Below are 22,294 nucleotides of genomic sequence, written 5' to 3'. Positions count from 1 at the left end.
TTCGCTTCATTTTAATTTAGTATTTTTCTACAAGTTATAAATCTAATTGCCAAGCTTATACTCAATATCATAATCATGAATAGTTAGGGAAAAGATAAAATAAGGTAATCAATTACATATCTTTATCCCAGGCGATTAGTTGCTATTTCCTCTTTATTAAATGGGATATGTTATCCCGCATTAACGGGCAGTAAGACCCCCACCTCAAAATTTAGCGGAAGCAAAGAAGTTAGGTGGGGGACCAACTGCCCGTAAAAGCCCGATTGGTTCAACTAATAATCAGTGGGGGATGAACAAAACCCCCACTGATTAAAGTTTCACTTTATTTCATGCTTTTTTGAAAGGGTGTTTTAAATGGAAAAAAAAGTATCTGCCATTCCTCAGCCGAAAACATATGGACCGCTGGGTAATCTCCCATTAATCGATAAAGATAAACCGACGCTATCCTTTATCAAGATAGCGGAAGAGTATGGTCCCATTTTTCAAATTCAAACTTTAAGTGATACCATCATTGTCGTTTCTGGACATGAATTGGTAGCAGAAGTTTGTGATGAAACACGGTTCGATAAAAGTATAGAGGGTGCTTTAGCAAAAGTTCGTGCCTTTGCTGGGGACGGATTATTTACTAGCGAGACTCACGAGCCTAACTGGAAAAAAGCTCATAATATTTTGATGCCTACATTTAGCCAACGGGCAATGAAAGATTACCATGCCATGATGGTCGATCTTGCTGTACAACTCGTTCAAAAATGGGCACGGCTTAATCCGAGTGAAAACGTAGATGTTCCGGAGGATATGACTCGTCTTACGTTAGATACAATTGGTCTATGTGGTTTTAATTACCGATTTAATAGCTTTTATCGTGAGACCCCTCATCCTTTTATCACTAGCATGAGCCGTGCTCTAGATGAGGCGATGCACCAATTGCAGCGGCTAGATATAGAAGACAAACTCATGTGGAGAACGAAACGTCAATTTCAACATGATATCCAATCTATGTTTTCTTTAGTAGATAATATTATTGCTGAACGTAAAAGTAGTGGAAATCAGGAAGAAAATGATTTACTTTCCCGTATGTTAAATGTACAGGATCCGGAAACTGGTGAAAAATTAGATGATGAAAACATTCGTTTCCAAATTATCACTTTTTTAATAGCTGGACATGAGACAACAAGTGGATTGTTATCTTTTGCAATTTACTTTTTATTAAAGAATCCGGATAAGTTGAAAAAAGCCTATGAAGAAGTAGACCGTGTTTTGACGGATCCTACTCCAACATACCAACAAGTTATGAAACTGAAGTATATACGGATGATTTTAAATGAATCGCTACGTCTATGGCCTACCGCTCCAGCATTCAGTCTCTATGCAAAAGAAGATACAGTGATTGGCGGGAAATACCCAATTAAGAAAGGAGAAGATCGTATTTCTGTTCTTATTCCACAGCTACATAGGGATAAAGATGCATGGGGAGACAATGTAGAAGAATTCCAACCTGAACGATTTGAAGAGCTGGATAAGGTTCCTCATCATGCTTATAAGCCATTTGGAAATGGCCAGAGAGCATGTATCGGTATGCAATTTGCACTTCATGAAGCCACTCTTGTAATGGGAATGCTTCTTCAACATTTTGAATTAATCGATTATCAAAACTATCAGCTGGACGTAAAACAAACATTAACGCTAAAGCCCGGTGATTTTAAGATTAGGATTCTACCCCGAAAACAAACTATTAGTCATCCTACTGTTCTTGCACCTACAGAGGACAAGCTGAAAAACGATGAAATTAAGCAGCACGTCCAGAAGACACCTTCTATTATTGGGGCCGATAATCTTTCACTTCTTGTTCTGTATGGCTCGGATACAGGTGTAGCAGAAGGTATTGCAAGAGAATTAGCAGATACAGCTAGTTTAGAAGGAGTTCAAACGGAAGTGGTAGCTCTTAACGATCGAATTGGAAGTTTGCCAAAAGAAGGAGCGGTACTTATTGTGACTTCTTCTTATAATGGAAAACCGCCAAGTAATGCAGGGCAGTTTGTGCAATGGTTGGAGGAACTAAAACCAGATGAGCTAAAAGGGGTTCAATACGCAGTTTTTGGTTGTGGAGATCATAATTGGGCTAGTACCTACCAACGGATTCCAAGATACATTGATGAGCAGATGGCTCAAAAAGGAGCAACAAGATTTTCTAAACGCGGAGAAGCAGATGCAAGTGGTGATTTCGAGGAACAGCTTGAGCAATGGAAACAAAACATGTGGTCTGATGCGATGAAGGCATTTGGATTGGAGCTCAACAAAAATATGGGAAAAGAGCGCAGTACTTTGAGTCTGCAATTTGTTAGTCGTCTTGGAGGATCTCCTCTTGCACGAACATATGAAGCAGTTTATGCATCTATACTAGAAAATCGTGAACTCCAATCACCCAGCAGTGATAGAAGTACACGACATATCGAGGTATCTTTGCCAGAAGGCGCTACATATAAAGAAGGAGACCACCTTGGAGTGTTGCCAGTTAATAGCGAGAAAAATATCAACCGAATTTTAAAACGTTTTGGATTAAATGGGAAGGATCAAGTTATACTGAGTGCAAGTGGACGAAGTATAAATCACATACCTTTAGACAGTCCTGTTAGTTTATTGGACCTTCTTAGTTATAGTGTTGAAGTTCAAGAAGCTGCCACTCGAGCACAAATACGAGAAATGGTAACATTCACAGCATGTCCTCCTCATAAAAAAGAATTGGAAGCATTATTAGAAGAAGGAGTTTACCATGAACAAATACTAAAGAAACGGATTTCAATGTTGGACCTTCTTGAAAAGTATGAGGCTTGTGAAATCCGATTTGAACGCTTTTTAGAACTTCTTCCTGCGCTCAAACCGCGTTACTATTCTATTTCAAGCTCTCCACTCGTTGCACACAATCGTCTGAGCATTACGGTCGGTGTTGTTAATGCGCCTGCATGGAGTGGAGAAGGGACATATGAAGGCGTCGCTTCTAATTACTTAGCTCAGCGTCATAGTAAAGATGAGATTATCTGTTTCATTCGAACGCCACAATCAAACTTTGAATTGCCTAAAGATCCAGAAACACCAATTATTATGGTTGGGCCAGGTACTGGAATTGCACCATTCCGTGGATTCTTGCAAGCGCGTCGTGTTCAAAAGCAAAAAGGTATTAACTTAGGACAAGCGCATCTATATTTTGGTTGTCGTCATCCTGAAAAAGATTATCTCTATCGTACAGAACTAGAAAATGATGAAAGAGACGGATTAATCTCTTTACACACAGCTTTTTCTCGTCTAGAGGGACATCCAAAAACATATGTACAGCATTTAATAAAACAAGATAGAATCAATTTAATTTCGTTATTAGATAATGGAGCTCATCTTTATATATGTGGTGATGGAAGTAAAATGGCTCCGGATGTAGAAGATACCCTTTGTCAAGCGTATCAAGAAATTCATGAAGTCAGTGAACAAGAAGCAAGAAATTGGTTGGATCGTGTGCAAGATGAAGGGCGATATGGAAAAGATGTTTGGGCTGGTATATGAATGTTTCTTAATTAGTTACGTATTAACTAATGAATTTTTTTCGAATAAATTTCACTTTATTAGTATAGTGTATTTAGATGAATAGTGATTAACCGGACTATTTAGTATCTACTAAATAAAAAACAGGACCTGATATTCATCTATCAGGTCCTGTTTCACATAGACATTATACATGGATATTTTCCACACATTATCAATGTTTGTAATATAGTTAGCCTTGTGGGTCAGCGATAAAATCAGATATTATTTTTTCAATATCGAAAGGAGTAATCCCTTTATCCAAAGAAAAAATGCTTTCTGCTTCTTCGATTTCTTGAACGAGTTCACCTCTAGCTTCAATATGTAATCGGAACAAGTCATATAAATTCGGTTTAACTAAATTAGTTAAAGCCTTTCCAACTAGTATCATACCTTTTTGATTAGCCTCGATGGTATTATCATAAGTTAGATCTCTTGTAAGAGACAAATCTGTCCAAATCAATTTTCGTTCCTTTAAGTCTAAAATAACTGGAATAGAGATTTGGGTGTCGGCAGTAATATCCACTTTATCTTGAACAGTAGAAGGTTCAAATACTTCACCTGAACCAGGATATTGACGAACCATCCAACCAGTAAAGCATTCTGGTAAATCTTTATATGGTTGGTCTGTGTAAGAAAGCAAAGTCATAACTACATAGCGTCCACCATATTTCAGCACAGACGGAATATCGAAATCAATGAATTCAGATGCTCCCTTTGGTGCAGAAGTAATATCTCCGCTATGGTAGGCTTTGAAATTTTTTGAACGTAAGTTCGTGAAGGATACATGTTCTTTGTATTGCCAATCTTCGTCGTACATTGCAGCAGACAAATCAATGTCAACGCGTCCTGTATGTTGTCCATTCACATAGCCTTCTTTCCACCATAGGAAAAAACGAATCGTATCTCCTTCTGGCAAATCTACTTTACTTCCTCGAGATAATGTGCGAAGCGCTTTGCTGGCTGAACGTTGAGAGAAGGGAACTAAGTGATTTTTTAACTGTTCATCCAAAAATACTTTTCCAAGACTTGGAAGTTCCGTGAAGCGATTTTTTAAAGTATCTTCACACATTTTTACAATCATTAAACAAATATCCTCTGAGATAAATGGAAGTGTATTTTCAATACCTATAGCTTTTGCTACATTTCCCTTTGGAAAAAAGGTACGAAATTCATTTTTATCATTTCGATGCTTAAAATGAGCCGTGAGTTGAAGTAATACAGGAGTAGAAACGTTTCCTATTATACTTAGAAAATCTTCGAGAATATTGAAAACATCTGTTGACTTATTACTACATAAACGGATTAAATGATCCAAGCGTCTGGCAAATTCCCCCGGGCGAGTTTTTAAAAGATTTTTCGCTGTCATGATATCACGATTCAACAAAGCTGCTTCTATTTTTCCATTAAATGTTTCAACTTTAATGTTGTTGCGAAGCATCTCAAATGCTCGGTGGTTTTTTGGGAAACGAGTATGATATTCTGCTGGATGAAGAATTTCACCTAAACGAATCCAACGTTTTTTGTATCGAATCATATCTTCGGTAATGTTTCCGCATTGCTCTAACAATCCTAAAAGGAAGCGTCTTTCTGCTCGGTTAAACTTCTTGAATCGAACGGAGGATGCTAAACTCACATCACCTTCAGATAAAGCAACTGCAAGGCGAAGAACATCAGTTGCTGTTTTAAAATACTTTGCAGCAGCATCGGCTGATATTTTTCTGTTTATTAATAAAACCCCAATTATAAAAGACATATTTTCCTTATGAGGAATTACATTAGGTAGAAAACAGGAAACATCTTCAGTGTGTGTAATAGCCCATTCTACATCTGTCTTATCAGTTGAGGAAATAGAGCTGTTTGCACTAATCAATTGAGAAATCATTTGATTGAAATCTTCTTCACTTCCTAAGTCAATAACTTTCAAATCAACGCTATCTAAAAGAGGAAGTCGTTCTTCTACTTTTGATACAGGTAGGCACGACGTCACATAATGAATAACGGCATTGATGTATAAATCAGCGTCACTTAAATCCATCATTTGTTGCGGAAAGTTTGGATACATAGGAGTAAACTGAATATGTGCACCAACCATTTCTTTTAAATGTTTTACCAACTCTTTGTAAAACGATGTGAATGCATCAACCGAAAGTGTTTGCAACTCTTCTATTAAAGGCTCGGAAAAAGTAAATCCTAAACTTTCCAAGTTTTTTAAAACAGTGGCTAAATACATGTTCGGTAGTTTATTTTCTTCTCTTTTTATAATTACTTTCAAACTTCTTCTTATGTAAATAGAATTTTTCATGAGAACGCCAGCTATTCACTCCTTATAAAAGAGGGGGAATAGTCCGACTGTCCTCCTTTCAGTGGTAGATTTTTATTTTTACATGCATAAAGACACTAATTGTAGAGAAATGCACAGAGGATACATAGTTATTTTTTAGTGAAAAATTAGAGGTATAACATTTAGTTGTTAAGTGGTAATTTGTTAATTAAGAAAAGAAAACCTCTACATCAATGGTTGATAAACTAAAGTTTATTCAATCCCAAAGAAGAAAGAGGTTTTATAGTCTAATTATTTTCATAGGAAATTGACAACTCTAAAACAATTTGAAATTTCTACAAAGAAGGAAGAATTGTCATAGCCTATGTGTTTAGCAGGAAAGTAACATCCCTATTTCGCCAAAGAAGTTAGAAGGAAGGAACGTCATAGCCTGCTTTATTAGTATATTCTCATGCGAAGAGCAATTCAAGTATACTGTCTGATTTTTTATATTTTTCTTAAAGGGGAATTTTCATTTTTGATATATTATGGAATGGAGTTGAATGAGTATTATAAATACAAAAGGTGAAATTAAAAAAACAAAAAGAAAAGTATTACTAACTATACTTACTATGTTCGTAATTATAATTGGATTTGGATATTGGAAACTTTTTAGTTTGCAAGGTGTTCCAAAAGGGGAATTAATTCGAACAGTGAAATCTCCAGATGGAAAATATCTCATCAAGATTTATTTTCATAATGCAGGATCATTAAGTGCGGATGCTGTTAGGGGTGAATTAGTTAACCTTGATACAGATTCAGAGAAAAATATATATTGGAATTATCCAGATACCGATCCATATATTGAATGGGTAAATAAGAATATTGTTAGAATTGGAGATCAAACTTTATATTTTTCGCAGAAAGAAACCTATGATTGGCGTGATGATGATAAGCACGTTAAAGAAATGCCTAAACAGTTTATTAGATAAAACAAGAAAATTTAAATGTATTTAATCTTATTTGTTTAACTATAGATAGTATTATATGAGTGAAAAAGTCCATTTAAATCTTCTAAATGGACTTTTTTAGGTTTCTAGATACGACTACTGATAAAAATGGAACAAACTTGTTACTTAGGTTGTCTATTAAGTATACGTATAAAACAGGTGTTCATGATAGTTCAATCATTTTATGAAAAGTGAGATGCAAGAAGAGTGATATCCGATACACTCTTTAATTGTATCGATATGTATAACACCTAGAAAAACTATATATTCTTGAAAGAGGTTGAAAATGTATGATAGTCTTAAACAAGTTTTTTAACATTTTACATTACAAAAAGATGGTACCTGTAGTATTTCTTTCATGTGCAACGCTTATAGGCTGTTCCGATGGTAATACTCAATCTGAATTACCTAAACAAACAAAACAAACAAATCAAACCAAACAAGAAACTACTGGTAATGATTCTTTTGCTAAACTTGAAAAAGAATTTGATGCTAAACTCGGTATTTATGCATTGGACACTGATACGAATCAAACCGTTACGTATCAATCAGATAAACGGTTTGCATACGCATCTACCCACAAAGCTTTAGCTGTGGGAGTACTTTTACAAAAGAAATCAATAGAAGATCTAAATCAAAGAGTTTTGTATACTCGTGAAGATCTTGTTAATTACAATCCAATTACAGAAAAGTATGTTGATAGGGGTATGACTCTGAAAGAGCTTGCAGATGCTTCCCTTCGATATAGTGATAATACTGCGCAAAATCTTATTCTTAAACAATTAGGTGGACCTAGTGAATTCAAAAAATCACTGAGAGAAATAGGAGATACCGTTACAAATCCTGAACGTTTTGAACCAGAGTTAAACGAAGTGCATCCAGGAGACGTACATGATACTAGTACCCCAAAGGCATTAGCTACTAGTCTTCAGTCTTTTGCGCTAGGAGATGTACTTTCAACTGAGAAACGGGATTTATTAATAGATTGGATGAAAAGGAATACTACGGGAGACAACTTAATTCGTGCTGGAGTTCCAGGAGGATGGGAAGTAGCTGATAAGACGGGATCGGGATCTTATGGAACCAGAAATGATATCGCAATTATTTGGCCACCAAATAAAAAGCCAATTGTTCTTGCGATACTTTCTAATCATGATAAAGAGGATGCTAAATACGATGATAAGCTTATTGCAGAAGCAACCAAAATAGCGCTGGGTGTCTTAAAAGCTAAAAATAAATAATAATAGTATTAGTTATTGAAATTTTCCTGTTTTTCCGTCACAATACTGTGACGGTCTTTTTGTGTATTTTACAAAAGATCGTCTTAAGTAAAGAAAGAAGATAGAAACCATCTCTATTAAGTTTATTAACTAAGTAACAACAAATATATGCTTTATTGAATACTTATTGCATTTAATGTGGAGGAATAAAATGGAGTCGAAAATTCTTATTGTTGATGATGATAAAGAGATTAGAAATCTTATCTCGGTATATCTGGAAAATGAAGGCCTAAAAACTCAAAAGGCAGAAGATGCTATACAAGCTTTACAACTGTTAGAAGAAAAGGACTTTGATTTGATTATTTTAGATATTATGATGCCGAATATGGATGGCATTGAAGCATGTATGAAAATTAGGGAAGATCGCAATATGCCTATCATTATGCTATCTGCAAAATCTGAGGATATAGACAAAATTCAGGGCCTAGCCTCTGGTGCAGACGATTATTTATCAAAACCGTTTAATCCCTTGGAATTAATCGCTAGGGTAAAATCCCAATTAAGAAGGTTTAAAAAATACAATTCATCAATAGAACATAATAAAAGCATTCTAGAAATTGGTGACTTAACCGTGAATACAGATACACGTCAAGTATGGATAAGAGGAAAAGAAACAAGGTTAACTCCAAAAGAGTTTGCTATTCTCGAACTACTTGCCCGCAACAAAGGGAGTGTCCTGAGTGTAGCAAAAATATATGAAGCAGTTTGGGAAGAGGTTTTTTATAAATCAGATAATACCGTTATGGTGCATATTACAAAAATAAGAGACAAAATTGAAGAAGATTCTAAACATCCCATTTATATTAAAACTGTTTGGGGAATTGGGTATAAAATATGAAAAATATTAGTTTCAGAAATAAGATCATTACAAAACTTCTTGGTGCTGTTGCAATTAGTTTTTTTATTTCATTTGGTTTAACAATCCTCATTTTGGTATACGTCATAGATCCATTATTTGTAAAACACGAAGAATTTGGTATGTTTGAAGGCAATTTGGCATTGTTTTTCTTATTCGCGTTCGCAATCTTTACCTTTATCATACTTTTTTTGATATTGGTTCGAAAGAAAATAGTATATTTGAAGCTCATTTCGGATAATGTAAATGATATTGCCAATGGAAAACTGGGTTTGACAATTGGGATTAAGGGGAAGGACGAATTGACCCAACTTGCTCAAAATATCAACTATATGTCCAAGGAATTGGAAAATACATTTGAACAAGAAAGACGATTAGAACGTACAAAAAATGAACTTATAACGAACGTATCTCATGATTTACGCACACCGTTAACATCTATTATTGGCTATATAGATTTATTAAAACGAGGGCAATACAATAGTAAAACACAATTACAGGAATACCTTGAAACCACGTATTCAAAGGCACAGAGACTGAAATATTTAATTGATGAGCTGTTTGAATATACTCGTTTATCAGGCGTAGATGCTAAGTTAAATCTTAATGAAGTCGATTTATCAGGTTTGTTGGAGCAAATAGTTGGAGAATACATTCCTATATTTGAAAAGGAACGCTTAATCGTTCAAAAATCAATTACACAAGAAACAATACCTATTTTCATAGATGCAGAAAAAATGGTACGTGTATATGAAAATCTGTTTATGAATGCGATAAAGTACAGCATGAAACCATCCGAATTATCTATATGTCTTGAACTAATAGGTAACAAGGCAATTTTGAAAGTATCAAATAAAGTCGAGAAACCGCCTGTTAGCGATCCGAATAAATTGTTTGAAAGGTTTTTCAGGGGTGATAAGGCAAGAAAAAATGATCAAGGAAATGGACTGGGGCTTGCTATTTCAAAAAGAATTGTTGAACTTCATCATGGTAATATACATGCAGAATATAAAGAAGGTTGGATATCCTTTATTGTTGAACATCCAATCGAATAGATTGGCTTATGGAATTACAGGTTCCATAAGCTTTTTTTTTTATAAACCTTAAGAATTCTTAAGGTTTTTTCAGGGTGTTTCCTAATTTTTATAGTTTATCATGTATGTATTCAAAGCGATGAGGTGAGTGGAGAAATTAAAATGAAATTTTCTTTACAGCTTCCAAGTGGATACATCGTGACAGCCTTATGGAAAAGGTAGATGCAACATGACTATTTTGTTAGTAGCAAATATGAATAGCAACTTATTTTAAAGAAATGAAAAAACAAACGTAGGAGGATATATATGACGAAACCAGTTGTAGACGTGAAAAACGTCCAAAAAGTTTACGGTAAAAAAGGTGAGAACCAATCACACGCGTTAAAAGGTGTTTCATTCTCAATTCATGAGGGGGAGTTTGTCGGAATTATGGGGCCATCTGGTTCTGGTAAAACAACATTATTAAATGTAATTTCAACGTTAGATAAAGCGACAGGCGGTGTTGTTGAAATTGCGGGTACGGATATTACGAAAATGAAGCAAGGTGAGCTTTCTGATTTCCGTTCGCAAAAATTAGGATTCATTTTCCAAGACTTTAACTTATTAGAAAATTTATCTATTTACGAAAATATTGCACTTCCACTTTCACTTCAGGGTGTCCCATCACGAAATATTGGACAGAAAGTAGAAAAGGTAGCTGATATGTTAGGAATTTCAGCAATCCTTCAAAAGTATCCATCTGAAGTATCTGGTGGACAAAAACAGCGTTCAGCAGCAGCACGTGCGTTAGTGCATGAGCCAGCAATTATTTTAGGGGACGAGCCAACAGGAGCGCTTGATTCTAAAAATGCAACAAGTTTACTGGATGCGATGACAAACTTAAATAAAGAACAAGGTGTATCCATTATGATGGTGACGCATGATCCTTACAGCGCAAGTTACTGTCAGCGTATTTTATTCATTCAAGATGGTGAGTTATATAAAGAAATTCATCGCGGTGGTACCCGTGAAGAATTCTATAAAGAAATTTTAGACGTGCTTGCAAACTTAGGCACACAAAAAGCGTAAGGAAGGAAGTTCAATCATGTTATTTAAACTTTCTATGTCAGGCCTAAAAAGTAAGTTGCAAGATTACATTGTTTTACTTGTTGGTCTTATTGTCTCTATTTCAACTTTTTATATGTTTCAAACGCTAGCATCCAATAAAACGTTCCTTGAATCTAATTCTTCTATTAGGGATATTGTGGCTGTCTTTAAAATTGGTTCCTTTTTGTTAGCGGTTATCACATTTTTCTATATTTTATATGCAAACTCTTTCTTATCAGCTCTTCGTCAAAAAGAATTTGGTATGTATATGATGTTAGGAGCAAAAAAGCATAAAGTTACATTACTTATGTTTATCGAAACAATCGTATTAGGCGCTGTGTCTCTTGCGATTGGAATTACAATTGGTGTAGGACTTGCAGAAGGTATCGGTCAACTATTAATGAAACAACTCGAGTTTGCTGGTGAAGGTTATAAAGCATTTTATCTACCATCAATAACTATTACTTGCGTCTACTTCTTTGTACTATTTATATTATCAGCAATTATGAATAGTATTAAATTATCGCGTATTTCTGTACTGCAACTTGTACATGCAGATGCACAAACTGAACGTGTCGCCGTAAAAGGAAAAATGACTGTTGTAGTTGCATTCCTTGGTATTCTTTTATTGGGTATTGGTTATGCATCATTGATTTATATGTCATATGTAAATCCGCTAATTGCTTTGGGATTAATGGCCGTTGGATTAATCACAGCAACCGTTGGTACTTACCTTATATTTGGATCACTTCTCCCAGTTATGATTAACAAGCTAAAGAGTAATAAAAAACATAGTGAAAAAGGCTTAAATGCTTTTACTTTTGCACAATTAAATTTCCGCATTAATGGTCTAACAAATGTGCTTGCAACAGTAGCAATCTTAGTGGCTCTTGGTGCTGGTGGAATTGCTTGTGGTATGGCATTTAAAAACAACATCCTAAAAACGACAGATCAAATGCGAATTTACGATTCAGTCATTCATAATCCAACAGCGGAAGAAAAGAAAATTTTGGGTGGTATCTTATTTCAAGAAAAACATGAATATCATTACAAAGTTGATGATAGGTATGTTTATTATCTTAAAGAAGATGTAGAAAAAAATCGTCCTTTCTTGCAAGGTATGAAAATAGAGAAAGTTTCAGAGGAAATACCCATTGATGCATTTTCAATAAAACGGGTTCAAGGAGAGACGAACACAAAACAATGGATCCAGGCTTTCAGAACGATCCAGCCAGATTATATGTATCCTGATTATGAAATGAAAATTGTAGATCAAAACATATACGATGGTATGAAGGGTAAAGAAAGTACTGTGTTTATGGGGAGAACAGATGATTTTGGATCATACATAAAAGAATGGAAAAAACTTGATGAATTACAGATGGCAAAATATAAAAATGTGAGAGCAGAAGAATTGGATAGTAAGTATCAAGCGTATATTGTGAGTCATAATTTTGCCAGCGGACTAATATTTATGGGTTTTTTCGTTGGAGTTGCATTTTTAGCAATGATGGCAAGCTGCTTAATGTTTAAAATTCTATCCGGTGCATCCAAAGATAGTACACGTTATCAAATGCTTCGTAAAATCGGTGTTCGCAGGGAGTTATTAATACAATCGATTTATAAAGAGTTATTCTTCGTATTTTTAGTCCCAGCAATTGTGGGTATTGTTCACGTATTAGTTGGTATAAACATGTTCAGCGTTCTTTTGGCTGATCCGTACTTTCGTATTTGGCTACCAATTATTATTTTCGTAGTGATTTACTCGATTTACTACTTGATTACAGTTCAATTGTATAAAAGAATTGTACTTCCGAAAGAAAAATAGTTTTACAAAACATACAAAATGTTAAACTCAAAAAAACCAGTGATATCCTACACATGTACTAGTATCACTGGTTTTTTATATGGAAATTTGATGGTCAATTTGACAAATTATAAAAAATTACAAGCTCAGTTTTACATTTTTCCAACGATATTTTTGTAAAATTATCTTTCTTTTCCCTCTGTTTGATTGGCTTGGAACTCCATTTTTAACGCAATACTATCCCCTTGGAACACGTTCTGATCTGTGCCGTTGTCTTCAAATACAAACTTTATCCAAAACCAATCCATTTTCCCAGGTTTTAACCCCCCTGTTTCAGTCCACTTAGAATGAAATACTTTTTTGGAGACAATCTCTGAACTTTGTGATTTTAGTTCTGCAAGGGTTGTCTCGTATGCAGGGCTTTTTGCAGGATCCCAATCCCAAAGAAATTGTACTTTAATATGTTTACCGAAATCTTCTGTAGTATTATTTTGTTTTAAGTCGTTTACAGTATAGTCTATTTTCATCATGATATCTTTAATATCTAAGGAACCACTATTTTTTAAATTGAATTTTTTTAATATTTTGTCCCCAGGTTTTAAATTTTCTAAGTTAAGTGAAGTAGTTGGTTGCATAGCTAAATCCAATGTACCTGCAGCAAATGTATTATTTGTCACAACTTGATCGCTAAAATATGCATATGTTCCCCCACCAATTAAAGACATACCAAGAGCGGCTGAAACCACTCCAACACCTAATTTCTTTTTCAATGACATTTTTTGTTCCTCCCATATCATTTTTACAATTTTTCTCCCTAATTAACTAAAACGCTCCCCTTAATACAGGTATAGCATCAATTGTAAGAATTTTGTATTGAAATAAGAATATTACTTATTGAGAAAATTATGTTGTTATTTGTTTTCTATAAATTAAACGTACTCAAAATAGAAAGTTTGAATCCGGAATTTTCTTATTATATAGCGCTGCGGCCTTTTCATGTTTCGAAGCCACGTGTAATAACAATCGATAAGAATCCGGCTTATTCTATAGCAATTGAGTAGTTGAAAAAAGAAAAAGGCATACCTGATAGTAAGCAACTTAGACAACAAAAGTAATTGAATAATATAGTAGATGGACTTGTAACATAAAATACGATTTCGTTAGGAATATATATGTTTTATTCTCTTTTACGTTGTTTTTGCACCAGGACCAAAATACAAAGGGCGCAAGAAGAGCTACGTAACGTTAAGAGGAAATAAAGAAAGCGTAGCTATATAGAAAAAAGCGGTATGGAACAAATGAAACTTGTATCATGTCTATATATTGAAACCATATTAAAAGTGAGGGCAGTTTTATGTTTATTCAAATGAGTTTGAGGTGTGGAAATGGAACAGAAGTTTACTGGAAAATGTAATCATGACGAGCTCGACTATGTTATTAAAGACTATTGGCAAGATGTATGGAATTATTCATTTATTATTACAAAAGATCCACACTTATCAGATGATATCACACAAGATGTCTTTATAAAGGTTTTTAAACATTGGCATTCGTTTCGAAAGGATTCATCCATTAAAACGTGGATATTAAAAATCACAAGAAATACAGCCATAAACTATTTAAAATCATCCTATTTTAAAAGGATATCTTTAGTGGGATTTTTTAGTGACGACAAGCAGTCTTCTTCGGCAGAACAACAGTTTTTTAAGCAAGAGGAACTAAATGAAGTGTGGGATGTTGTATTAAAACTACCTAAAAAACACCGTGAAATACTAATATTAGACGCAAAATATGAATTATCTTATGAAGAAATGGCTGAAACATTAGGTGTGTCAATTGGAACAATCAAATCTAGATTAAGTAGAGCGAGAAGTAAAGTTTCAAAACTAATAGGGGAGGGAAGAAGTGATGAACAGTAAAAAAAATCCTGACTGGTATAGTAAATTGAAAAAAGGACCAATGGAGCATCGGAAAGATGAAGAAGAATATATTGATAAAATAAAGCAATCGGTATATCAAAATAGTGAAGTAGATTCTGTAGCATATAAGAGACCATTTCGAAAAAAAGCATTGCCTGTTGTAGTTGTTTTGGTTTGTACAATGTTATTTTTCATTGTTCAACAACCTTGGCTTGATGATAATAAATCACCGGTACAAAGTAGTACTCAAATTGATCCGAAAACAAAAGATGAGTCTGCTCAAGATCCATCATTAAAACAATTTATGAATGAACTATATCAAAGTACGAACTCAAAAAATGAAAATGACTTGTACAAAGCGTTAAATGATGAAGTTCTATTTAAAGGGAAGAGTTATAAGAAGGATGAACTGAAGTTTGATGAAGATATTTTTCATGAGTTGCAAGTCGCCCTTACAATGGGGGGAGAGTTTGCAAATGATACAAAGAAAGTATATAAAGTACCAAGTGGAATGACAGAAAGTAACCAATCAAAGCGAGACCATTATATATATGTAACTGTTACTGGAAATAAAACGAAAATTTTAGCTGAACCAAAACGAGAATCACAAATTTTATATGAAGTATCTAATGAAATTGTAAAAGCTTGGATTCCAGAAAAAGTGCAGAATGATGAATATATGAAAATATCGACATTTAACGGTAATACTGGGTATGTACAAAAAGAGTATGTTTTAACGGATATTAAATATTCATTTGTGTTCGAAAAGGATCATGAAGGTATGTGGAAAATAATAAATATAGATTCTATATGGTAAAAGAGGAAGGTTTACTTTAATGAACCTTCCTCTTTGTTTTTATTTTCTTATTGAAGTGTATGCCAGAACTCTAAAACTTCTGCTGTAACGAGAGCGGCAATGTTTTTTTCTGAATTACTACCAGGAATAACGACAGAAATGGCGATTTGTGGATTTTCGGTAGGAGCATATGAAATGAAAAGAGAATGATTTATCATTCTTTCTTGCTCATTCGGAGAACCTGTACTACCCGTTTTACCTGCGGCATGAAAGGGTAAATTTTTAATCTCCTCTATATTCTGACTCATTCCACCTTGCAAGACACTCCAAAATTCCATAGGATAACGATTTGAACTTTCTAAAATGGGTTTAAACTTTTTTGTTTCCTTACTGTCCTGACAAATAATCGCACTTACAATTTGAGGTTTATATTTGTCGCCTTTACTTGCCAAAGTTGCTGCATATTGAGCGAGTTGAAGGGGGGTATGCACTTCGTTTTCTCCCCAAGAGGCATTTAATAAAGCGGAGATTCCCTTTTCAAACGTATTAGATGGATGAAATTCATATTGCCCGTATTCTTCAAAGGGTAAATCAATCCCGGTTTTAGAACGTAGGCCGAATTGCATTAAATAATCTGTCCATATATGTGCCACCTTTTCTATATTCCCATTATTTTGGTTGAATAAGGGTAGAGCTACTTTTGCTGTCATAAATGTGTTAGATGAATTAATAATAGCCTGCCTTGGTGTAATCTCACCTGTTGGCGTTCCAGGTGCATTCGAAATGTTATTTTGATTATCATACTGAAAGGTACCCTTATCTAAATAAGTATCTTCAGGTTGAAAAAGCTTTTCGCTTAATCCAATTAAAATAGTAAGTGGCTTTATAGTAGAGGACATATTTACATAAGATTCACCATACTTTAATTTTTGAATTGTTTTATTTTGCGAAAGTGATTTAAAGTTTTCATTTTTAGATGATACGTGTGTATTTGGATTAAATACTGCCGAGTTGGCCATAGTTAAAATTGCGCCAGTTTTTACATCGCTCACTACAGCATAACCAGCTTTAGCATCAGGAATTTTCTTGATTTGAGATCTTAATGCTTCCTCTGTTTTTTGCTGCAATTTAGAGTCTAAGGCTAGCCGGACATCTTTTCCTTTTTGTACGTTTTGAATGTTCCAGAAGAACTTTTTATTACCAATCTTAAAAATAAGAGTTTTTCCTGGTTTTCCTTTTAAATCATTTTCATATTGTAGCTCAATCCCACTTTTTCCAACAAGCATATGCTTTGAATTAAGGTCATTTTCTACATACCCAATTACCTGCGAGCCAATTTCATGTTTAGGATAATATCGAATCCATTCATCTTTAATTATTACATTATTGGGTTTGTTTTTGTTTATGAATGCAAGTTCATTCTCAGTTATATCAGAGTATAACGGTATATCATTCATAGTCTGCTTTTTACAAGATTGTTGTAATTGAGATTTTATGTTCTTTGTAGAAATATCATGTTGAAACTCGCTTGAAAATTGATTAAAAAAAGCTAATGTGTTTGATGTATCTTGTTTCGATAGCTTTTCATCATTAGAAGTGCAATATAGAGACTTAACTTTCTTATTTGTAGCTAGTATTACACCATTTTGATCAAAAATCTTTCCTCTTTCAGCTGAAGAAGTTGCGATAGTAATTGAAATGAAGTTGATTTTTAATAAAATTAGTAAAATCAAACCTACAATAGAAAGAAACGCAAATAATCTCCATCTTTTTGTATGTAACATATAACCCTCCCTTATGTAGCCTACTTCATCTTATATTTAATTGTTTTTTTTGTAAATGTGGAACAACTTTATTGTTTAGGTTGTCTATTAAGTATTACAGCATGAAGAAAGGAATAATTAGTATGAAAAATTACTAATAAGTCTATTTATAATTTTAATATGAGTCATTATACAGTTTAGTATTTCTAATGTAAGCAACAAAAAAATAGAGAGAAAAATAAGAAAGGCGATTTATCAATTACTGGGCTGTATCCTACCCCGAAAACAAAAATTTTATCTCTTGACAGTTATTTATGTAAATTCAGCTCGTATTTTTGAATGACATGACGATTTTATCTTATTCAGCCTTGTTTAAAATTACTTCCCTAACGAATAAATCCTACATCTTTTGCGAGCCTTCGAAGATCCAAAGCTCGATTGTTGTATTAGTAATCACTATATAAAATGCATATGTACAAAATTATATTCATAAAAACAGAGGTGTAAAATGAACATTATTTTCAATTTAATCGCTAGTTATGCGATTCCTACGATACTACTCACACTCTTGTTACTATTTGTATTTGTTTTTAGTTATTTTGTAGTATACAAAAAGATATGTAAAAGAGAAAAAAAACTAACTGTAAAACAAATTATATTGTTTGTTTTAATAACAGGATACTATTCCCTTGCATTATCAGCTACTTCACTTGGTCGTTCAGATGATATGGCCTTTGCAAGAACCATTGATTTTGATGTACTTAGTATTTATAAAAAAGCATGGAATACATTTTCATTTACTTCCTTTTTCCATATCATTGTGAATATAGGTATGCTTTTTCCTTTAGGAATTTTATTCCCTTTATTTAGTAAGGTTTTTCAAAAAACAAAATGGATGTTAATCATCTCAATTATAGCAAGTTTATTGATTGAAATTCTTGAATTTACACTGCAACGAGGAAGTATGGAACTAGCAGATTTACTTCATAATACTTTAGGCATGATGCTAGGATATTCTGTGTTAAACATAGTTCTTATATTTTTGAAAAAAAATGAAACAGATACAAAAATAATTAAATATTTATACCTTCCCATTACAGTAAGTTTCGTCGCACTCGGAATAATAATTTCGTATCAAATAAAGGAATTTGGAAATATGCCTATTGATCCCATTACAAAAAATGATATGTCTCTAGTTACTATAAAAACATCAATAGAGTTAAAAGACGCAGAGAAAAAAATGCCTGTTTACAAATATTACGGTACAAAAAAATCACATGTTCGAGATGTTGAGATTCTTTCTCCAAAGGAAGCATTTCAAAAACTGAAACAAGGAGAATTTGATCCTATAGGATCTTTCAAAGCAGGTGATACATTATTCATCACAAAATATAATATAGATTACTATACTGATACAAAAGGCTTCTCACAGCCTATATATGTTTTTGAAGTTCAGTTAAATGATAGGGATAGTTGGTTTCAACCTATTTCCGCAAAGAAATAACGTAAATTTGGTTTAATTGCCAAGCTATTTAAGAAATAAACAGAGACCTGAATGTATGAAGAAATATTATGAAGGGCATGAGGATTGGTATGAAAATAAGACGGAAGCAGTTAAGCAACGATATGAGTGGTTAGAAGAAACTTGCCGACTTGAAATGAAATCGTTTAAAGAATTGCAATATAAACGAATTACTGGAACGGATGGAGAAAAAAGATTCATTAATGACATTGATGATTATTTTAAACATTATAGTATAGAAACTTATGATATGGATTGGGTAGAAAAAGAATGTGTAAACGTGACGTTCTTCTTCATTTTAGATGAAGCTAAACAGTATCAAAAATATTATCCTCATAATCTTGGGAAATCAAGAGTATCTTGTACAGCTCTCCTTATACCTAATTATAAATGTTTATGTTCAATCTTAGATTTCCTGCTTGGAGGAATAAAATGATCTTGAACAAAGTTTATATAAATAATCCTACAAACCATTGCAATATAAAATACTGCACAAAAGAAGATTAAAATGTATTTAAATGTCTTGTTTATATTGGTACCTTCCTAAAAGGAACTAATTTGGATTTTAATATTGTATGTAAAAAGGAAAGGATAGTTGAACAGGAGAGTATACCTGTTTACATCTATCCTTTTTTACAACAATATGACCACATTTACTACTACAACAAATTTTCATATAGTTATTGAACTATTTTTTGAATAACTAAATTAATCTTTTCGTTAACTTTAATTACGAATAAATGGTCCCCTTCACCTTCAATTGGATCAACTACATCTTCATTAAAAGATTCAGCATGTTGTCTACCATGTCTATTAAACTAACAGTTTTTATTTTCCCTAATTCTTTTCCATACCTAAGGTACCCAAAAGTCCACTGGATTCCCGAGGCTACTATCCACATTTGTGTCTCTAAAAAGACTTTTTGTGCCACTAGACGTAACTGTAGATTCCTGAACAAGAAAAATCATGAAAATACACACAAAGTTAGATTATCATCCATTACATTACTGTTTTGCTTCGTTCGAATAGAAAAACTCGGAAGAACGCCACTTGTTCGATATCTCCTCAATGTGATAAGGTGTCGTTCTGCAGCATCCGCCTATTAAACGTGCACCTGCTTGGTACCATTCTTCAGATTGAATATCCAACGTGTTACATTGTTCATGACCATGCCATGTTTTTGTTTCTGGATTATAAGTTTCACCAGAGTTTGGATAAACAATAATTGGTTTTTTTGTGTTTGCCCGTAACTCTTGGATTGCACCAGTCACAACAGTTACGGGTGCACAATTGATGCCTATCGCTACAATTTGTTCACTTTTCTCAAAAACTCGTGCACACTCCACTAGTTTCATACCTTCACTAATCTCTTTCTCATTTTTTAGCGAAAAGGAAAGCCACGCATATGTTTCTGGAAACTCACGCAATAATGTATCTAATACTCTTGCTTCTTGCAGGCAAGGGATCGTTTCAAATGCCAATAGATCTGCACCTGCTTCGATTAACGCAGACATTCTCGAACGGTGAAAGTCTGCTAATGTTTTATCTGTCACAACATAGTTACCTACATACTCTGAACCATCTGCAAGGTAAGCTCCGTACGGCCCAACTGATGCAACAACCAATGGTTTAGGCCTATTCGTTTGCGTATTTTCCTTCCAAAAATCATCTCTTGCCTTTCTTGCAAGTAACACCGTTTTCTTAATTAATTCCAAAGCTTCCTGTTCTTGTATTCCACGCGCGGAAAACCCACTAATAGTAGCTTGATAGCTTGCTGTTATGGCACAGTCTGCTCCAGCACGAAAATAGTCCGAATGCACCTGATAAATTAGTTCCGGGTTTTCTAGTAACACACGTGCCGACCAAAGGGGATCGTCCAAATTACATCCATGCGCCTCCAATTCAGTAGCTAATGCTCCGTCAAGAAGCATAATGGAATGTTGGGATAAAATAGCATCAATTGGGTTGATTTTGTTCGACATAATCTACACCCCTCTTTTTTAGATTTTTTGTTAGATAATAACTTCCATAGCAAAACAAAATAAACGGTATGCCGCAATATAAGGCAATTCTCTGTGTTGGATCGAATGCAATTCCAATACACGATGCCAGACAAAGGATAAAAGAAGCAATTGGTACTAATGGATATAGTGGTGTGCGATAAATCAAGTCCTTTTCAGAATTTCCTTCTTTCAAAAATTGTCTGCGAAATAGGAACTGGGAAGCGCTAATACTCATCCAAACTATAACTACTGCTAGACCGGAAATGGAAACAAGTACGATATAGACAGTATCTGGTGCCACAATACTTGAGAGCAAAGCCAAAGCTCCACCCATCATACTGAAAATGACGGCGTTGATTGGAACACCTTGCTTCGTCATTTTCCCAAAAATCGGGGATATCGTATTCTTATTAGCAAGCGACCAAAGCATTCTAGAAGAGGCATAAAGGCCTGAGTTTGCCGCAGATAAAATGGCTGTTAAGATAACGAAATTCATTATGTCAGCTGAATATGGCACCCCAATTCGTTCTAGAACTGCAACAAAAGGGCTCTCTAATACCCCTGCATCGGAAATAGGCAATAACGCAGATAAAACAACAATCGTTCCTACAAAAAAGATGATCAATCTCCACAGAGTAGTTCGAATGGCCTTCGGTATCATTTTTTCTGGGTTCGCTGTTTCTCCAGCTGCAATGCCTATTAATTCTGTTCCCGAAAAAGCAAAATTAACCGCAAGCATGGTCATCATAATGGCCGTAGCACCATGAGGAAATAAACCTCCACTTGTAAAATTAGAAAAGAATGGTGCTGCTTTTGAATGAGTCATTGGAAGAAACCCTAGCATTGCCGCTACTCCTAAAACAATAAAAATCACAATAGCTATAACCTTTATCGATGAAAACCAAAATTCGGATTCGGCGAAAAATTTAACAGTCAGGACATTTAATACAAAGATCAAAATGGCAAAAAGAGCACTCCATACCCAAATATTAACCGATGGAAACCATCGCTTCATAAGTAATCCTGCGGCTGTAAATTCAGACCCTAAAGCAACAGTCCAAGTTAACCAATACAACCAGGCTACTGTATACCCTGTACCAGGTCCAATGTATTTAACTGCATAACTATGAAATGCGCCCGTTTCAGGCATATGTACGGAAAGCTCGCCTAAACATAGCATAACTAGATAAACTACTAGCGCACCAATCAGATAGGATAGAATTGTTCCAAACGGGCCAGCTTGTTGAATAGTGTAACCCGAGCTTAAGAATAAGCCAGTTCCAATCACCCCACCAAGTGATAGCATGACTAAATGACGTGCTTGCATTTTTCTTTGAAATTCTCTCCCATTTTTGTTCTCCATTTCTACTCTCCTTTAGTTACTA

At 34.3% G+C, this 22,294-nt stretch carries 16 protein-coding genes and 1 pseudogene; 12 read left to right on the top strand and 5 right to left on the bottom strand.

Annotated features, from left to right (window positions below):
• Nucleotides 1-354: 354 nt before the first annotated feature.
• Nucleotides 355-3,552: a bifunctional P-450/NADPH--P450 reductase gene (gene cypD, locus OXT04_RS08110; protein ID WP_267414130.1), complete on the top strand. Its 3,198-nt coding sequence runs from the start codon at nt 355-357 to the stop codon at nt 3,550-3,552.
• A gap of 211 nt (nt 3,553-3,763) precedes the next feature.
• Here cypD and OXT04_RS08105 read toward each other — a convergent pair whose 3' ends face one another.
• Nucleotides 3,764-5,875: a TerD family protein gene (locus OXT04_RS08105; RefSeq protein ID WP_141541713.1), complete on the bottom strand. Its 2,112-nt coding sequence runs from the start codon at nt 5,873-5,875 to the stop codon at nt 3,764-3,766.
• A gap of 521 nt (nt 5,876-6,396) precedes the next feature.
• Between OXT04_RS08105 and OXT04_RS08100 the strand changes: the two genes are divergently transcribed.
• From OXT04_RS08100 to OXT04_RS08075, 6 genes are all read left to right on the top strand, one after another.
• The gene (locus OXT04_RS08100; protein WP_100910130.1) at nt 6,397-6,825 is read left to right on the top strand and encodes a DUF5412 domain-containing protein; all 429 of its coding nucleotides are present in this window, start codon (nt 6,397-6,399) and stop codon (nt 6,823-6,825) included.
• Nucleotides 6,826-7,133: 308 nt separating this feature from the next.
• Nucleotides 7,134-8,084, top strand: coding sequence for a class A beta-lactamase (gene bla / locus OXT04_RS08095; RefSeq protein WP_097822314.1), 951 nt, complete (start codon nt 7,134-7,136; stop codon nt 8,082-8,084).
• A gap of 190 nt (nt 8,085-8,274) precedes the next feature.
• Nucleotides 8,275-8,961 carry a response regulator transcription factor gene (locus tag OXT04_RS08090; protein ID WP_100910131.1) on the top strand — a complete coding sequence of 229 codons (687 nt, stop codon included), beginning with the start codon at nt 8,275-8,277 and terminating at the stop codon, nt 8,959-8,961.
• Nucleotides 8,958-10,034, top strand: coding sequence for a sensor histidine kinase (locus OXT04_RS08085; RefSeq protein WP_098235075.1), 1,077 nt, complete (start codon nt 8,958-8,960; stop codon nt 10,032-10,034). The genes OXT04_RS08090 and OXT04_RS08085 overlap by 4 nt, the downstream gene beginning before the upstream one ends.
• Nucleotides 10,035-10,319: 285 nt before the next feature.
• Nucleotides 10,320-11,081 carry an ABC transporter ATP-binding protein gene (locus OXT04_RS08080; protein ID WP_000165834.1) on the top strand — a complete coding sequence of 254 codons (762 nt, stop codon included), beginning with the start codon at nt 10,320-10,322 and terminating at the stop codon, nt 11,079-11,081.
• Between the two features lie 16 nt (nt 11,082-11,097).
• The gene (locus OXT04_RS08075; protein ID WP_267414129.1) at nt 11,098-12,927 is read left to right on the top strand and encodes an FtsX-like permease family protein; all 1,830 of its coding nucleotides are present in this window, start codon (nt 11,098-11,100) and stop codon (nt 12,925-12,927) included.
• A gap of 161 nt (nt 12,928-13,088) precedes the next feature.
• Here OXT04_RS08075 and OXT04_RS08070 read toward each other — a convergent pair whose 3' ends face one another.
• Entirely contained in the window at nt 13,089-13,682 is a 594-nt protein-coding gene (locus OXT04_RS08070; RefSeq protein ID WP_000053759.1) for a TasA family protein, read from the bottom strand.
• 204 nt (nt 13,683-13,886) lie between these two features.
• Between OXT04_RS08070 and OXT04_RS08065 the strand changes: the two are divergent.
• The 3 genes and pseudogenes from OXT04_RS08065 to OXT04_RS08055 all read left to right on the top strand — a co-directional run.
• Nucleotides 13,887-14,018 (top strand): annotated as a pseudogene (locus tag OXT04_RS08065) (IS6 family transposase); the annotation flags it as partial.
• Nucleotides 14,019-14,291: 273 nt separating this feature from the next.
• A complete protein-coding gene (locus OXT04_RS08060) occupies nt 14,292-14,825 on the top strand; it encodes an RNA polymerase sigma factor (protein WP_025118212.1) in 534 nt (177 codons plus the stop codon).
• Nucleotides 14,815-15,642: a superantigen-like protein SSL4 gene (locus OXT04_RS08055; RefSeq protein ID WP_098015202.1), complete on the top strand. Its 828-nt coding sequence runs from the start codon at nt 14,815-14,817 to the stop codon at nt 15,640-15,642. Before OXT04_RS08060 ends, OXT04_RS08055 begins: the two co-directional genes overlap by 11 nt.
• 47 nt (nt 15,643-15,689) lie before the next feature.
• Here the strand turns inward: OXT04_RS08055 and OXT04_RS08050 are convergent, their stop codons facing one another.
• Nucleotides 15,690-17,405 (bottom strand): peptidoglycan D,D-transpeptidase FtsI family protein, encoded by a 1,716-nt coding sequence (locus OXT04_RS08050; RefSeq protein ID WP_267414128.1) that lies wholly within the window; start codon nt 17,403-17,405, stop codon nt 15,690-15,692.
• Between the two features lie 487 nt (nt 17,406-17,892).
• On the opposite strand from OXT04_RS08050, the gene OXT04_RS08045 reads away from it, so the two are divergent.
• Nucleotides 17,893-18,888 (top strand): VanZ family protein, encoded by a 996-nt coding sequence (locus OXT04_RS08045; RefSeq protein ID WP_098015765.1) that lies wholly within the window; start codon nt 17,893-17,895, stop codon nt 18,886-18,888.
• Between the two features lie 55 nt (nt 18,889-18,943).
• Complete coding sequence (locus tag OXT04_RS08040; protein WP_098015764.1) at nt 18,944-19,342, top strand: hypothetical protein; 399 nt, start codon at nt 18,944-18,946, stop codon at nt 19,340-19,342.
• Between the two features lie 568 nt (nt 19,343-19,910).
• Here OXT04_RS08040 and mmuM read toward each other — a convergent pair.
• Entirely contained in the window at nt 19,911-20,888 is a 978-nt protein-coding gene (mmuM, locus tag OXT04_RS08035; RefSeq protein WP_098015682.1) for a homocysteine S-methyltransferase, read from the bottom strand.
• Nucleotides 20,863-22,272, bottom strand: a complete 1,410-nt coding sequence (mmuP, locus tag OXT04_RS08030) for an S-methylmethionine permease (protein ID WP_000428531.1) — start codon at nt 22,270-22,272, stop codon at nt 20,863-20,865. The genes mmuM and mmuP overlap by 26 nt, the downstream gene beginning before the upstream one ends.
• Nucleotides 22,273-22,294 lie beyond the last annotated feature (22 nt).

It is taken from the genome of Bacillus sp. GC_Bacil_1 (assembly GCF_026540675.1).
GTDB lineage: Bacteria > Bacillota > Bacilli > Bacillales > Bacillaceae_G > Bacillus_A > Bacillus_A cereus.
Note: the sequence above shows the minus strand (reverse complement) of the source record. Positions and strands in the feature narration are given on the sequence as shown.